The sequence below is a fragment of the Nostoc sp. ChiVER01 genome, assembly GCF_034531155.1.
Classification (GTDB): domain Bacteria; phylum Cyanobacteriota; class Cyanobacteriia; order Cyanobacteriales; family Nostocaceae; genus Nostoc.
On record NZ_JAVRBS010000003.1, the window covers coordinates 350,149 to 366,591 of the forward strand.

Sequence of the window (16,443 nt, forward strand, 5' to 3'; positions counted from 1 at the left end):
ATGAAGCGTGCTGGATTGAAGGGGCGATCGCAATTACACTATTTTTGAGTAACTTCAGTGAGGGCTTCATGGATAACCTCATCGCTAACACCGTGACGCTTCAAGCTAGCAATCAGTGCTGAGATATTATTACCCTCCAGTCGCTCCAGATCGGATCTTAGCCCTTGCCCAACATAGGCACGCACTAACGGCTGATAGCCAGAAAATCCCAGTAATGGTGCTATTCTTTTCAAATCTTCAATGACATCTTCGGGAATGCGAATTGTGATTGTAGTCATTGGACGATTTTTATCGAGTCGCTTTTTCAGTGCTTCAGCTTTCATAATATTCTCGCTCCTTGCGTGTTGCTTTACGAGCTGAAATGATCCGAATTATTTCGTTTTCACGTTCAATGTAGACGATATACAGAAGATTCCACCGTCTGTCTAAGCCAATAACAGCATCTCTTTCTTCATCATTGCGACTTGCATCAACAACCACTAAAAACGGATCGAAAAATGCCTCTGTGGCTTGCTGAAATGTCACGCCATCATGATTGCTGGGATTTATCCAAGCTTTTTCTTCGTTCCAAACGAAAGTGACACCATTAAGCACAAAATACACATCCATACCTTACATAGTAGACATTGTGTATTTACGTTGTCAATACGTTTTATGAAACAGAGATATTTCCGTAAGGGCGATGTCTACGACGGGCTATTCGGCGTCGCACTGTAAATCTATGCTATGGTTTGGAGATCGCTTTCTATAAGAATATCTGCTGGTTAGCGATCGCCCTTGGCTTGTGTCGTTATCGAATTGATGTTACAAAAACCAATTTGTCTGAGATCGTCCTTGAAGAATTGTTCATAGCTTTTTCGCTCATCATGAAAGTAGCCTCATTTAGGCTTGCTTTCTAAGAAAGTTACTAGAGAACTTCCAAACCAGCCGAGAGATAGAGAGAAAGTGTTTTGAATTATGTCAGGAATTTTTTCACTTCGCAAAAATAATGAATAAATAATGATAACAACAAAACATGATAAACAAACTATCATTAAAACCCAATTAATTAGGATAATAATCTTGCTTCTTGTATAGTCTCTAAAACTGAGTCCTACCTCTGATAAACTAGAATTATCCTCGCTAAGTTCGGCAATTTCAATTGAAGATTCAGATTCTCTGACTTCACCCAAAAATGTATACTTAAAGAAATCAATAATTTTCGTTAGTTTCATTAAAGTCGATGCTCCACATTCTATTATTTCCATCAAGAGTTATTTTACGTTGATTAAGAATGTCTCTGCCAATGAGAGCATATTTTTTATTATCAATTGCAACAACTTCTAATCCTTCAAATTGATGTTCTCCAATTCTAATATCAACGAAAAAAGTCATTTTATACTCTGGTGAACCAACAGCTCCTCGAAATAGTCTTCGTCCATAAATTGGTGCATTCATCCTATCTATATATCCACTTGGAACGCAAGTCATACATGCTCCGCTATCGACAATAGCATCCACTACATATACTCTTGAAGATGACAAGAGTTCGATCTCAGTTTCTGGACCAGGTTGACCATTGGATTGTAGATTGCCGTAATTATACACTAGAATTTACTCCATCACCTTAAGATTAGATATCACCCAACCAGATAGAACTAGGCAATTCAAGAATCGTTTCATCCTCAACTTTTATTAAGAATGTAGACATATCTCGAAACTCTGAAGAACGTAACCAATGAATCAGATTCGTTTTGTCTTTATCCTTACTTGCTAACTTACCATCCACAAACGCAACATAAAATCCTGTATTCTCTCTAACCCAATCTTCGTTTGCTCTCAGCTTTTCAAAAGCAAGTATATTTATATCTACATCTAAAGGTTTTTCATTAGGAACAAGATTAACGACATCAGAAAAAACTTCAACATTGAATTCAGAATCCAGAAAGTCTATCGGTAGGCTTTCAATTACCTCTTGCTTCAGCTTCTCTAGCTTATCAGCTATTTCCTCCTGTATTTCTTTAGTTCTTTGAAACATATGGCACAGCATTTTACTAGCTATGAAACGAATATCTTTTTTCAAATCAGGTGATTTTGGTCGGAATTCGTCAGCATCTAGCTTTGATGCTTTCTCTTGCACTCTTTTTGATGGATAACCAGAAAAAATAGAAACAAATACATTTTTATCTATTTCCTTAATTTCCTCTAAAGCATCTAATCCTTCTTCGGGCTTATCTTTTCCCATATGGATATCAAGGATATAAAATCCTGCATATTTCTTTTGTGCAAGTTCAACAACTTCATCTTTGTTATTTACTACATGAACTCGCCAATCAAATTCTTCTTCCATGACCTGCTTAATGGTTTCTCGTGTGGTAGGATTGTCTTCCATAATCACCACTTCTTTTTTTATGTAGGGATCAGCTTCTAAGCAAGAATTCATAGTTATTTTCCTTAAGCTTGATGACGTTTTAATGGAATTTTTACGAAGAACTTCGTACCTTTTCCAACAGTAGATTCAAATAAAATCTTTCCACCATAATTACTCAAAATCCTACGTGTGATAAACAAACCTCTTCCTGTTCCTCCTTCATCTCTATGACTAGTGAATCCTTTTTCAAAAATCTGTTCACTCAATTCTTTCCTAATACCAATACCATTATCTTCCACTGAAATTTGAACATAGGTTATTCGTTCTGACTTATCTATATCTGTCGAAATTGTTATTTCACCATTCTTTCTACCTATTTTCTGTATTGCCCTTATAGCATTAGATATCAGATTATAAATAACATCTTTTATTTCTGCTTTTACAAGCAAAACATTCGGTATTCCATATTGATACTTCTCAACAATCTTAGTATTTTTTTCTCTAATTTCAAGAGAAAAATACTCAATTACATCTCGAATCACATCGTTAATATTAATAGAGGTAAGTTCATCTGCTTCAAATTCTTTCTGTATTTCTACAACTCGCTCTTTATAAAAAGTTATCTGTTTGTTGATTATTTGCTCTGCCCTACGGACTACTCCAGCAGATTCAATTTCCTGCAAAATATGGCAGAAGTCGAGGATTTCATTTTTGTACTGATGTAAAACTCCCTGCATTGCATTGTTATATCCTGCTAATCTTGCTGCGCTAAGGATCGTATCACGCTCTCTATCGCATTCGTTTCTGAGTCTACGGAGTTCATAGGTCATATGTACCCTCTCAGTAAACGCAGCAACTAGAGAAGAGATTTTATCTATAAAAGCAAGATTGTCATTATAGAATCTATAAGGATAACTTGTGAAAATAGATAATGTACCGATAGTTTTACCCTCTAATTTGAGCGGAAAGCAAGCATGTGATTTAAAGCCATTGTTTTGTATCCAACTTAGATTTTTATATTCATCTTTTCTTTTTTCTATATTTTCAACTATTTCAGTCTTGCCAGTTCTATAAACTTTCCCTACGATGCCTAATGTCTTATCTCTTGGTTCATCTACTCTTTCTTGCCAAGAAACATCATTCGTACCATTCTTAGCAACTACCTCCAATACTTCAGCATCATTTGCAATTCGGAGGATACATGCTTTATATGGTCTTAGTGAACTAGTTAATTGTTTCGCTATATAATCATAAACATATTTTTCTTCCAAATCACTTAGAGGTTTTATAAGCTCTTGCGTCATCTGGGCAAATATTTCCAACTTTTCTTTTTTTCGCAAACTTGATATTACAGTTGCAACATTCATTCCTATAATTATTAACCAATAAACATCTTCCTTGCAAAAACCGTTGTTAGTAATAACCTTATTGTTCGAGTCAACTTTATTGATGACTTCAATCGTTCCAAATGTTCTGTTTGAACCATTCAAAGGAACTGAAATACCATACTTTAAATACCCTAGTTTTTCTAGATAAGCAGTTTTGCTTTCAGCGTTCATCTCGTAAATATCAAGACTGTTAGACCATTGAGGTTCTCCATAAACAGAATTTAATTTAAAAGGTACAGCTTTTCCAGAAAAACTTTCACCTGGCTTATATTTCTCATTCTGAAACCAAGTGTTATCAATCGGTAGTCCATCTTTATCAACACCATTGATACCCCTACGCTCTACAAAACCATCTTTAGAGAACAAAAAAATAGATGCCACTTGAGAATGCAGTCTTTGACGCACTTTGGTAAGGGCATCCCGAATTACCTCCTCAACGTTACGACACTTCATCAGGGTATTCCTGACCTCAAGCAAATCATTAAGCTGCTGGAGTCCTAAGTTAGGTTCCATATTGCATTATTTGAGAGGTTGATTATAATAGAGGGTTTAACTCTAAGAAAATATTCTAATTTTAGCCCAATAGAGGCAATCGCAGTTAGTTAGTTAAGCATAAATTAAATTCAGTTTAAAACCCTGGAATTAACAAACTAAAAAGCCCGCATTTGCGGGCTTTTTAAATCGATTAAGAATTCTTACTTACCGTTTCGCCAACTTCTTTGACATCTTCCGTAGACGAATCGATTGGGGTGTAACTTCCACTAATTCATCGGGGCCAATGTATTCCAAGGCACGCTCTAGGCTCATGTCTATTGGTGCTTGCAACTGAACCAATTCATCGCCACCAGCAGCACGGTGGTTGGTCAACTGCTTGGTTTTACAGATATTTAGTTCCAAATCTTGCGGACGATTGTGTTCGCCTACAATCATGCCTCTGTAAACCTTTGTGCCAGGAGTAATAAAGAATGCTCCTCGATCCTCTGCGTTTCTCATGGCGTAAAAGGTAGAAACACCCTCTTCAAAGGAGATTAAAACGCCTTTGTTACGCGCTTCAATATCACCACTGAGTGGACGGTAATCTAAGAAGCTGTGGTTCATGATGCCTTCACCACGAGTCATTCGCATGAATTCACCCCGGAAACCAATCAATCCACGGGCGGGGATGACAAACTCTAACTGGGTGCGATCGCCACTACCAGGTTGCATATCTTGCATTTCGCCTTTGCGTTGTCCCAGGCGTTCGATACAGCTACCCACAGCATCAACAGGAATGTCTAATACCAAGAGTTCGTAAGGTTCGCAAGGTTGACCGTTTACTTCGCGGTAAATAACCTGTGGCTGAGATACCTGAAACTCGAATCCTTCCCGGCGCATGGTTTCAATTAAGATACCCAAGTGGAGTTCTCCACGACCGGAAACGAGGAATTTATCGGGAGAATCGGTTTCTTCAACGCGCAAAGCAACGTTGGTTTCAAGTTCGCGGAATAGGCGATCGCGTACTTGTCTTGATGTCACCAACTTCCCTTCTTGACCTGCAAAGGGCGAATCATTCACCCAGAAGGTCATTTGCAAGGTTGGTTCATCCACTTTAATTAGTGGTAAAGCTTGGGGTTCATTGGGGTCAGTAATCGTTTCTCCAATATAAGCATCGGCGAAACCAGCTACCGCGACAATATAACCTGCGGTTGCTTCTTCTAGGTCTACGCGCTTGAGTCCTTCAAAGCCCATCAACTTGGTAATTTTACCCTTGACGATGGTGCCATTTTCTGTAACTAAAGCCGCTTGTTGTCCTGAACGGATAGTACCATTGTGAATTCTACCAATGACAATCCGTCCCAGGTATTCAGAATAATCTAGGGTTGTGACTTGTAATTGCAGAGGTTTGTTGCGATCGCCTACTGGTGATGGAACATGTTTCAGAATCGCGTTAAACAAGGGTTGCATGTCTACTGATTCTGCTTCCAAGGTTTCCTTAGCAAAACCTCCCATCCCGGAAGCGAATAGATAAGGAAAATCACACTGGTCTTCATCTGCTCCTAATTCCAAGAACAGATCCAATACTTTATCAACAGCAACGTGGGGGTCAGCTTGTCCGCGATCAATTTTGTTGATTACAACGATGGGGCGCAGCCCTTTTTCTAAAGCTTTTTTCAGAACAAAGCGCGTTTGGGGCATTGGGCCTTCGTTAGCATCGACAATCAAAAGACATCCGTCAACCATGCCAAGTACGCGTTCAACTTCGCCACCAAAGTCGGCGTGTCCAGGAGTATCAACAATATTAATTAGTGTTTCTTTGTAGCGAACCGCCGTATTTTTGGAAAGGATAGTAATACCCCGTTCCCGTTCTAGGGCGTTGGAGTCCATAACGCAATCCGGAACGTCTTCGCCTTCGCGGAAAATGCCGGATTGTTTGAGGAGTGCGTCAACCAGCGTGGTTTTGCCGTGGTCAACGTGGGCGATGATGGCGACGTTGCGAATTGGGAGCGTCATAGAAGCTTTTGGTGAACTCTAGAGGGGGTTTATAAGATTTACATTTGAATGCTAGGCTGTTTTAACAGAATTGGGGATGATCGGCAAATTCTGTAAAGAACCTTTAACAATTCTAGCGTAATCGTCACAATTGCGGTGAGGTTTGTAAACGCCGCATAACGCAGAAAGTTAGGCAGCCTAAATCATGTGCTTAATGTTGAATTATTTACCCGCTCAACTTAAAAAATTTAACTCAGGTAGTTGAAGAGTGGGTAAATGCCTGGTTAAAACTTCTAATATATATTTTTTTCTGTAAATTAGTTTAACTTGTGCCACAATTGACACCAGCATTTTGGACTTTTAAACAATGGCTTGGGTGTTAGGACAGCAATTGCAGAGTGGGAAATACACAATTCAAGAAGAATTAAGTGAAGGTGGCTTTGGTATTACCTATCTCGCCAGAGATAATTACGGGCGTTACTTTGCCATTAAAACGTTAAATGATAAAGTGCAACGCCGTCCTGATTTTGCTAAGTTTCAGCAAGATTTTTTGAATGAGGCAATAAAACTAGCTAAATGTAGTCATCCTCATATTGTGAAAATTGATGAAGTAATCAATGAAAATTCCCTGTGGTGTATGGTAATGGAATATATTCCTGGGGAAGATTTAGCTAGTCGAATTGAGAATCAAGGCGTTTTGCCAGAAGCAGAAGCATTACGCTACATTCAGCAGATTGGTGAAGCATTAATCGTAGTTCACAATAACGGTTTATTGCATCGGGATCTGAAACCGCAAAATATCATGTTGCGTTCTAATAATTCTGAGGCTGTGTTAATTGATTTTGGTATTGCAAGGGAATTTACCCCGAATCTCACTCAAACTCATACACAAATTTTATCTGATGGTTTTGCACCAATTGAGCAATATGACAAAAGAGCAAAAAGAGGTGCTTATACTGACGTTTATGCTTTAGCAGCAACACTATATTCTATGCTAACTGGAGAAGTGCCAACCCTTGCACCACTAAGAGCAATTGGTACGCCATTGGAGGAACCAAAAAAAATTAATTATAGTATTAGTGATAGAGTAAATCAGGCAATCCTCAAGGGTATGGAGGTTAAGCCAGAGGAACGACCTCATTCAATAAAAGAATGGTTATCACTTATAAGTATTCAAAAAATTCAACCTACTAAGATTGATCTTCCTACTGAAAATATAGTTACTTCTTCAGTGATGGACGATATTATCAGTGAATTCCATGCTTATGCGGACTATAGTAGTTCCAATGCAGGATTACTTATTCATCATAGAGAGCATCATAACGATCTAGCATTACACTATCACGTAACTATCTCTGATACTCACGTTTTTAACTTTGGTGGAAGTGGGTTTGCTGTATTCCCTATTCCAAAAAAGGCTCATGTAGTCAAATCAGTGAAACTATTGGATAGGAAGGAAGTTCTCGATAGATGTCTCATTGCTTATCAACTCTTCAAGGACTGGCACTATGGGATTTTAGGATGGAATTGCGAACACTTCGCTAGGTTGGTAACAACTGGTGAAGCCATTAGCTATCAGGTTAAAGAGTCACCTTTGGGATTTTTGAATAACAATGGTTATCATCCTTTAGCAAAGGAAATGATGGATAGTTTTCAGAAAAAATACTATTTTTAACAGCGCCCAGTCAGGTATTATAGTTAAAAATATTTTGGTAGATACTACTATGGAAGCTTTAATAGCTTACGAAAAAATTAAGATAATATTTTAAATTAATAGAAGAGATACTTTTTTAATTTTTAATCACGCTAATTCATACATAAAGAATTAATTACACTAATAATTTCCAACGTTTTTGGAAAATACAATGTATTTGCTGATTAATATTTACTCTTTTTTGATATTAAGAAATTGAACATTATCAAACAAAACTTAAAAACTATCTATCTCAGGATATAGTTTTAAAATTAAATATTATCTATCTAAAAGTATAAAAGCAGAAAATGTAACGAAAATTTTTATTTCTCTACCCTGAGTTGTGAGTGCGATCGCTCAAAAGAAAGATGGAATCTTCCTAACCTCTGTGTCAAGGTTATATCAAGTAATAATGATGAACACTTTGCCGAGGAGAACACGGATGGTAGCTACTTTAGATGATACGAAACGCAATGCTATTGCTGTAAAATTGGCAAGTATCAAAGCACTTCAACAATTGGTTATCGAAAATGAGCGATCGCTTTTGACCCAAGGACTTGATGCCGAAATTGGCGATCGCATCCGCAATTTTCTCAACGATGACGAAAAAAATCTTGGCATTTTGGAAACTGTAATTGGTCAGTATGGCATTCAGGCTGAACCCAAAAAAAATGTTACAGAATTCATTGAAAAAGCTCGTGAATTGTTCAAAGGTTCTGAGTTAAGCCTGTATGAAAAAGTATCTCAGCATGAATTGCTAAAACATCAACTTGTAATGAGTGGCTTGATAGTTCACAAAGCTGCTCAAAAAGTTGGTGCTGATGTTTTGTTAGCGATCGCACCTTTGAATACCATTAACTTTGAGAACCGCGCTCACCAAGAACAACTCAAAGGTATTCTGGAAATTCTGGGTGTTCGTGAATTAACTGGACAAGATGCAGATCAAGGCATTTGGGCGCGTGTTCAAGACGCTATGGCTGCGGTAAGTGGTGTAGTAGGTAGTGCTGTTACCCAAACCAGTGACAAAAGCGATCTGAATATCCAGGATGTCATCCGCCTCGATCACAACAAGGTAAATACCCTATTTACCGAACTCCTGCAAAGCGACAATCCACAGAAGATCCAAGAGTATTTCGGTCAAATTTACAAGGATTTAAGTGCCCACGCTGAAGCTGAAGAGGAAGTAGTATATCCAAGAGTACGTCCTTTCTACGGTCAAGATAATACCCAAGAATTGTTTGACGAACAAGCTCATGCGAAGCAGGCATTAGAGGAAATTAAGGCTATTAGCCCATCTTCACCTCAATTCAAAGAAAAAGTCAAACAGCTATTGGATGCTCTTGGCGATCATATTCGTCAAGAAGAAAGCACACTGTTTGCTGCCATTCGCAACAATTTGAGTACTGAGCAAAGTGAACAACTTGCTACTGAATTCAAAGCCGCTAAAACCCGAATTCAACAAAAGCTCGGTGTTGTTAGCGAATCTAAGGTGTAGCAGGCTTTCGGGCTTTCTATATCCGCTAAAAAAAGTTAGTTAAACAAAAACTCCCAGCACATTAGCGCTGGGAGTTTTTGTTTACGAATTTTGCTGACAGTATTTATAAGCGGTATATGCCATTGTTACAACCCCGGTGATAATGGCAGATTCATCGACTTCAAATTGGGGATGGTGCAACGGGTGGTTAATCATTCTTTCTTTATAGCCGACACCCAAACGAAACATGGAACCGGGAACGTGTTCCAAATACATAGAAAAATCTTCAGCACCAAGGGAAGGTTCGGGTAAGACTTGAACGCGATCGCTACTCCAAGCTTCTTCTGCGGCTGATTGTAACAATTGCGTTAGGGTATAATCATTTTGGACACTGGGTACACCCTGGCGATAATTGACTTGATATTTTGCCCCGTAGGTATGACAAACATTAGATACAATGTTTTCAATCCAGTTTGGGAGATGGGCCCGGGTTTCAGGATGGAGCGATCGCACGGTTCCCAATAACTGCACTTTATCAGCAATTATATTCGGCGCTCTGCCACCATTAATCTTACCAATGCTCAATACTACAGGACGCAAGGGATTCTGCGTCCGGCTGATGGCTTGTTGCAATGCAGTAATTACTTGACAAGCAATCCAAATCGCATCAATCGCCTCATGGGGACGCGCCCCGTGCCCAGATTCTCCCATAATCAGAATCTCTAAATCATCAGCTGCGGCTGTTAATGCCCCGTAACGCACGCCAATAGATCCTGCGGGTATAGAAGGGAAAACATGAACCCCTAATACAGCTGAGACATTTTCCATTGCCCCATCTTTCACCATCCAGCTTGCCCCTTGAGCAATTTCCTCGGCTGGCTGAAATAAAAATCGTACTTTCCCACCTAACTCTTCAGCGATTTGGGACAGTACCATTGCCGTTCCTAAGCCCACGGTGGTATGGACATCGTGACCGCAGGCGTGCATAATACCATCTGCACGAGAAGCATATTCTAAATTAGTGCCCTCTTGAATTGGCAAGGCATCCATATCGGTGCGAATTGCCAATAAATGGTCATTTTCGCTAATGCCTTGCAGTTCTCCAATAACGCCCGTTTTGCCAACTCCTTCTTGTACGTGCAGACCACTGGAAGACAAAACACCAGCCACAAAAGCTGCTGTTTGGTACTCTTGGCCGCTCAGTTCTGGGTGAGAGTGAATGTGGCGGCGAATTTCAATTAGGCGGGGCGCTAGTTTTGTTGCTAAGTCTTTAATATGGGTAAGCATGGATTCAATTAATCTATAGGCTTTTTTCCCATGATAAAGAACTGTTAACAAACAAAATGCTTTTGCTATACAAGGATAAGTCAAGCAAGAAGACGAGCAGAGAGGAATGAGGGAGATGAGGGAGAAATAATCAATGCTCCCTTCCCTACTCCCCATTCCCTACTCCCCAGTTTATTTTGAATAACAGGTTGTGCCTAAGGTATTTTCGGGTTTGAACTCGTTACATGCTCTAATATTCTGACGTTCTAACGACCAGCCATAAGGTTTGTCGGAGGTAACGACACCATTAGCCAAAGTTGTTAGTCGGAAGTTAGCCCCCCGAAAATTGGTAAACTCCAATTTGGCATTTTTTAAGTTTGCTGCTTCCAAATTAGCGCTGATGAAACCGGCATTAGACAAATCGGCATTTTCCAGAGATGCTGATTTTAAATTTGCACCTGTTAAGGAAGCACCATTGAGATTGACCGAATTCAAAACCGCAGCTTCTAAATTTGCGCCAGTAAGATCGGCATTCGTGAGATCAGCTTGAGATAATGTAGCACCACTCAAGTCAGCCCCTCGCAAATTTGCTCCACTTAGATTCAGTTTAGTAAGGTCAGCACCACTCAAATTACATCTAGGACAGGTACTTGTTGCCTTCAGCTGATCTAAATCTAGCTGATTTGATGCAAGGGCTTGCTCTGCAAATCCAAAACAAGCTAACAGAGCAACGATAGCAACAATTTTGAGTTTCATATTTTTTACAGATATCCACAAAAATGACAAGTGACACATATTACGTATTGCCATAGTTACATATCTTTTTACAGATATCCACAAAAACGGCAAGTGACGCATATTGCGTACTGTCATACTTACATATACTGCCTCCCCAAAGAACAACAGGGATGAAGCATTGATTAAGAAGGTGTAAAAATACTATAAATTCTAATGGTAAGACTACTCAAACTAAAATATAGGCTATAGAATCAAGTCGTAAGGAACTATACCGAATCTCTTATAGACTACCACATATGTGATCCCCCTAGCTCGATGAAAAACACGACTAGGGGGATCTTGTTTTTGAGCATTGGATTAACAGCAAAGGCAGAGGACAGAAAGAATTTTTGATATAGTCACCGGAATGAATCCGCAGCGAAACCTGACTTTTCACGGTGTCTGGAAAACCTCACTTCTATTTCTGTCTTCCTTTAAGGAGAGAGACTTTGAATTTTCTCCCTTAGAGCATCGGGAAGGGCGTTATACCAATTCGCAATTCGCAATTCGCAATTCGCAATTAAGAAACCTAGATGCAACAAGACTTTCCTGATTTACATCTGTTGCTTCATTTTGGAGAATTGGTATTACTGTCTCTCTACGCCCGTTTAAGGTCGTGGTAATGCCTTATCTCGACCATTTTTATATCCTTAGCCGCATTTTTATGTCTCTATCCTGCTCAATACCACAGTTCATGCAAAGTATTGAACAAGCAGACTTGATTTATGGGTTCCATCTATTAATTGTCTAGAATGCTCAAGCAAGCTTTTCTAATTTAGCCTCACACATTTAGTTTGTCCATTTTACTACGTCTTGCTCCAAAACTTGTACAAAACCGATCGCAATTTGAATTAAAGGCCAGCCTATTAAACAGATAAATGCTGCTCGTCGAGTCGTAATATCTAATCCTTGGCGTACTGCGACAATTACCGCCAACAAACTCCACACCGCTAAAATTAACTCAATTGGTCGTCCTAATAAGGGAATGAGAGTTAAAAAATTTAGTACTTGTGGTGCATAGGCAAAGCCTATTGGAATAAGTAAGTCATTGTAAGTAGGATCTATGGGTTTGAGCCATTGCCCAATTTTCCAAATTGTGTATGTCCAAAAATAGTATCCTATGATAATAGCGATCGCATTAATTAAAAGACTTATCAAAAATACAAAAACCGTAGCTCGATTTATTAATAATATTACACCACTCCCTATGGTATGAGAAACAGCACCCAAAATTACAATACTTAGGGCTAATTTACGATTTTTCTGTGTATTGCGGGCATTTTCATAGAAGTTGCCATTCAAAGCTAGAGCATACCAAAGTGTTTGACACAAATTTGATTTTGATTTGATATTATTAGTGTTCATTTGTTCTAAATAATGAAAGATGAAAAATTATACAAAACAAAATTTTATAAAACAAGCAATCAAAAATCGAAATCTAAATATTAACATTACTTAACCTACAACCTCTATAAAACAATAATATCAAATGCGTAAGATTGGCGGACAATTACTACTATGCTTGCAAAGTGGAACATTAAAACTGTTAGTTTTAGCAGGATTAATACTTCTTGCTTGGGGAACTATTGCCCCTGTTGGGACTTTGGTATGGTGGTTGAGTCAAAGTTCTGAAAACTTGGGTATTAAGAAAAGTTTAATAAGAAAGTCGCCCAGAGATAACCTTTCATCTAAACTTGAAAAATCGCAAAATCAAAATATTGATTGCTATATAGTTTTTTTACCAGGAGTGGGAGATTTCTCTGCCAATCAATTAACTCAAGGTGAAGAATTTTTTCTAAATGAATTAGAGCGAATTCATCCTAATTGTGTAACAGTGCGGGATGTTTTTCCTTACTCCGCGGCCAACGAAAGTTTAGGAGGGCGACGGTTGTTAGCACCTCTGTGGAGTGCAGCCGAAAAAGCAGATGGTTGGTTCTCTAATACAGATATTTTAATTAAAATTCGTAATCTCTGGCGGTTTGCTATTTCTGCCGATGACCGTTATGGACATATTTATAACTTGGGAATTGCGAATGCGATCGTTAATCGTATGAATGCTGTATATCCTTTACCCAAATATCCAAAACAAAGACTCAAACTGATTTTAATTGGAACCAGTGGTGGAGTGCAAGTTGCTCTTGGTGCGGTTAATTATCTCGATCAGTGGCTAAATGCTGAATTAATTGTTGTCTCAATAGGTGGTGATTTTGATGGTGAAAACGGCTTTGATGCAGTTGAGCATGTATACCAACTTGTAGGTCGCCGAGATTGGATTGAAGATATTAGCCAGATTGTATTTGCTTCACGCTGGCCAATCACAGTAGGTTCACCTTTCAATAAAGCTCGTCGTCAAGAACGTTATACAGTTGTGAAAACAGGCCCTCATGCTCATAGCGGTTCTCAAGGCTATTTTGGTACAACAACAATCGGACAAAGCCAAACAACTTATGTAGAATTAACACTCAAAAAAGTTAATCAACTACCAATTTGGTCTAATCAAAAGCAACGGTAACAGTCTTGATGGTACAAGATACAGCCTGTTACTCTTATATATTTAGGAATCGTATTTGATTTTTGAAATTATCTCCGTGGGCGAGGAGTGGGGAGTAGGGAGTAGGGAATAGGGAATTAGACTTTTAATTTGTACCGAGCTTTTTCAGAAATCAAACATTAGTCCTATAGCAATCATAAATAAGTCATGAAATTTACCGATTCCTCTCTCTGCGTTCTTTGCACCTCTGCGATTAATTTATTATTACAAACGGTTTAGGATTGCTATAGCAGTCCTAAATTATTTATGAACTTTTATGTTTCCCTTCTTGACGCTCTTTGCGATTTCTCTGTGAGATGCTGTGCGTTAATGGAAGCCGACGCACCAGAAGGCGATAGCCTGCCTGCGGTAAGCCGCTATGCGTTTACGATAATTTTTAGAAATCAAATATGATTTCTATAGTAAAAATAGCCATCTTGGTAAAAAAGTATCAGATTGTACAAAAAATTATTAACTTACTTGAAAAAGTTTAGACAAAATGCCAACATTCCAGAAATTTGATTGCTATATTAGATTAAATAACTATTATGGCAAGGATTAAAAAGCTGTGAGGGATGATTTGCAGGGTTTGGAAATTAGTCAGCATGAACTACAAAAGCTGACTAATTTACCTGTTAACGATCAACTTTTAATCATTACAAAACCTCTGAAACAATTAGTAAAAACATACATTCAAAAAATTCAAAGCTCGGAAGGAGCAACTGTAATTTTTATTGGGTTTGCTACATTTGTTTTTGCTTATCTTTTATTTGATATTTTTATAAAAGTATTTGTAGCATGGATAACAATTCCATCTTGGATATTATTAATTATCTTAGGTCTTTGGATTGGCGGTTTTACCCAAAGCATATTATATTTAATTTGGAAAAGTAAAAATAAAATTGTCAAATTTAACATGACAAATTCTTTGCAAATTTTGTTAAATGATGTTGAAAGATATAACACTGTTATTAGAGCAATAGATATCAATGATCAAATAGAAGAAGCTGGTAATCCAGAAGTGCTTATAAAGGAAAGAGAGAGCGTTATTGAAGCGCTAAAACTCACTAAATCAGATTTAGTTCGTGCTTTGAAGACAGAAAAAATTTTGAGAGAAAATAAAAGTTTTATCCTTAGTAATACAGAGCTATTCGTCAACAATTTAGCAACTTTAACAGCCATGCAAGTAAACGAACAGGCTACTGAACATGGAAGATTACTCAATGAAGCCTTACAGATTGCATTAGATGTACAACACGAAATGAAAAGATTACAGACTCAACGCTAAGATAATTTGTAATTCGTAATGGCCTTTATAGACAGAGGAACACGGTGAAGTTCTTGTTGGGGGAAAGATATTTAAATCAACCTGCTATAAAGGCTTCAGAGCAAATAAATTTATTTATGCCTAAAAGCAAAAATATTGATTTCGAGATGTGTAATACAAGAAATAATCTGACTTTTCACAGGATCTGGAAAACTTCACTTCTATTCCTTTATTCTGCAAAGAGAGAGGCTTTGAATTCTCCCCCTTCCCTGGTAAGCCTCGGATCTTTCTTAACATTTGCGAAAGTCTTGACTTCAAGCCTACTCACTACACTCAGTGGCTTTTTGGATAATCTTTCCCACAGTTGCGATCGCCGGTCTAACATAAAGAATATCAAGTAAGCGATCGCTTATCCGCATGGACTGGAAAGAAGTCAGAGGCAACTGGGTAATCATTCCCCGAAATCCTATAGGTATCATCCATTTTTTAGGAGGTGCATTTGTCGCCACTGCACCCCACATCACTTATCGCTGGTTACTCGAACAATTGGCAAGTAAAGGTTATGTTGTAATTGCTACACCTTTCGTCAATACTTTGGATCATACTGCGATCGCAAAATCTGTGCTGCTAAACTTTGACCGCACCCTCGAACGCTTACACGATTCTGGGGCATTACGCAAGCTTTACTACCCCATCTATGGCATGGGGCACAGTATGGGCTGTAAACTTCACTTGCTGATTGGTAGTCTCTTTAAAGTAGAACGCGCAGGCAATATTTTAATATCCTTCAACAACTACGCCGCTAAAGAAGCTATCCCCTTAGTAGAACAGTTCAATTCTACTTTTGCGATTGAGTTTACACCCTCACCATTGGAAACTAACCAGCTTGTCCAAGAGCGTTATGACATTAGGCGCAATTTATTAATAAAATTTAGCAATGACACAATTGATCAATCCGCGGCTTTAACCAAAATCTTACAAGAACGCTTTGATCAAATGGTGACAATACAAACGTTACCAGGAACTCATACAACACCTCTAGGTCAAGACATTAAATGGCAAACTGGAACATCTTTTACCCCCTTTGATGCCTTAGGGCAATGGTTCAAACAAGAAGCATACCGCGACTTAAACCAGCTAAAAAATACTATCCTCTTGTGGGTGAACCCTCTTGCACCCCCATAATGTTTTATGACTATTGAAAAATCATGAATCCGACAGAAAAATAG

At 38.4% G+C, this 16,443-nt stretch carries 15 protein-coding genes; 5 read left to right on the forward strand and 10 right to left on the reverse strand.

What is annotated here, in order from left to right:
- Positions 1–38: 38 nt before the first annotated feature.
- From RMY00_RS06120 to typA, 7 genes are all read right to left on the reverse strand, one after another.
- Positions 39–323: a hypothetical protein gene (locus RMY00_RS06120; protein WP_322646691.1), complete on the reverse strand. Its 285-nt coding sequence runs from the start codon at positions 321–323 to the stop codon at positions 39–41.
- Complete coding sequence (locus RMY00_RS06125; RefSeq protein ID WP_322646692.1) at positions 313–609, reverse strand: BrnT family toxin; 297 nt, start codon at positions 607–609, stop codon at positions 313–315. The genes RMY00_RS06120 and RMY00_RS06125 overlap by 11 nt, the downstream gene beginning before the upstream one ends.
- A gap of 269 nt (positions 610–878) precedes the next feature.
- Positions 879–1,214 carry a hypothetical protein gene (locus tag RMY00_RS06130; RefSeq protein ID WP_322646693.1) on the reverse strand — a complete coding sequence of 112 codons (336 nt, stop codon included), beginning with the start codon at positions 1,212–1,214 and terminating at the stop codon, positions 879–881.
- On the reverse strand, positions 1,192–1,500 hold the full coding sequence (locus RMY00_RS06135; protein ID WP_322646694.1) for a retroviral-like aspartic protease family protein: 309 nt from the start codon (positions 1,498–1,500) through the stop codon (positions 1,192–1,194). Before RMY00_RS06135 ends, RMY00_RS06130 begins: the two co-directional genes overlap by 23 nt.
- 112 nt (positions 1,501–1,612) lie before the next feature.
- On the reverse strand, positions 1,613–2,422 hold the full coding sequence (locus tag RMY00_RS06140) for a response regulator (protein ID WP_322646695.1): 810 nt from the start codon (positions 2,420–2,422) through the stop codon (positions 1,613–1,615).
- An 11-nt stretch (positions 2,423–2,433) separates the two neighbouring features.
- Positions 2,434–4,251, reverse strand: a complete 1,818-nt coding sequence (locus tag RMY00_RS06145; protein ID WP_322646696.1) for an ATP-binding protein — start codon at positions 4,249–4,251, stop codon at positions 2,434–2,436.
- 186 nt (positions 4,252–4,437) lie between these two features.
- Complete coding sequence (gene typA / locus RMY00_RS06150) at positions 4,438–6,228, reverse strand: translational GTPase TypA (protein WP_322646697.1); 1,791 nt, start codon at positions 6,226–6,228, stop codon at positions 4,438–4,440.
- 346 nt (positions 6,229–6,574) lie between these two features.
- Here typA and RMY00_RS06155 point away from each other — a divergent pair, with 346 nt between their 5' ends.
- A complete protein-coding gene (locus RMY00_RS06155; RefSeq protein ID WP_322646698.1) occupies positions 6,575–7,882 on the forward strand; it encodes a serine/threonine-protein kinase in 1,308 nt (435 codons plus the stop codon).
- A 460-nt stretch (positions 7,883–8,342) separates the two neighbouring features.
- Positions 8,343–9,395 carry a hemerythrin domain-containing protein gene (locus RMY00_RS06160; protein ID WP_322646699.1) on the forward strand — a complete coding sequence of 351 codons (1,053 nt, stop codon included), beginning with the start codon at positions 8,343–8,345 and terminating at the stop codon, positions 9,393–9,395.
- An 81-nt stretch (positions 9,396–9,476) separates the two neighbouring features.
- Here RMY00_RS06160 and RMY00_RS06165 read toward each other — a convergent pair whose 3' ends face one another.
- The 3 genes from RMY00_RS06165 to RMY00_RS06175 all read right to left on the reverse strand — a co-directional run bounded on the left by RMY00_RS06165 (position 9,477) and on the right by RMY00_RS06175 (position 12,782).
- Complete coding sequence (locus tag RMY00_RS06165; RefSeq protein WP_322646700.1) at positions 9,477–10,661, reverse strand: M20 family metallopeptidase; 1,185 nt, start codon at positions 10,659–10,661, stop codon at positions 9,477–9,479.
- Positions 10,662–10,832: 171 nt separating this feature from the next.
- Positions 10,833–11,396: a pentapeptide repeat-containing protein gene (locus tag RMY00_RS06170; protein WP_322646701.1), complete on the reverse strand. Its 564-nt coding sequence runs from the start codon at positions 11,394–11,396 to the stop codon at positions 10,833–10,835.
- A gap of 810 nt (positions 11,397–12,206) precedes the next feature.
- Complete coding sequence (locus RMY00_RS06175; protein WP_322646702.1) at positions 12,207–12,782, reverse strand: Yip1 family protein; 576 nt, start codon at positions 12,780–12,782, stop codon at positions 12,207–12,209.
- Between the two features lie 124 nt (positions 12,783–12,906).
- Between RMY00_RS06175 and RMY00_RS06180 the strand changes: the two genes are divergently transcribed.
- The 3 genes from RMY00_RS06180 to RMY00_RS06190 all read left to right on the forward strand — a co-directional run bounded on the left by RMY00_RS06180 (position 12,907) and on the right by RMY00_RS06190 (position 16,399).
- Positions 12,907–13,929: a hypothetical protein gene (locus tag RMY00_RS06180; RefSeq protein ID WP_322646703.1), complete on the forward strand. Its 1,023-nt coding sequence runs from the start codon at positions 12,907–12,909 to the stop codon at positions 13,927–13,929.
- Positions 13,930–14,515: 586 nt separating this feature from the next.
- Complete coding sequence (locus RMY00_RS06185; protein ID WP_322646704.1) at positions 14,516–15,235, forward strand: hypothetical protein; 720 nt, start codon at positions 14,516–14,518, stop codon at positions 15,233–15,235.
- Between the two features lie 396 nt (positions 15,236–15,631).
- A complete protein-coding gene (locus RMY00_RS06190; protein ID WP_322646705.1) occupies positions 15,632–16,399 on the forward strand; it encodes a DUF1350 family protein in 768 nt (255 codons plus the stop codon).
- The last annotated feature ends 44 nt before the right edge of the window (positions 16,400–16,443 follow it).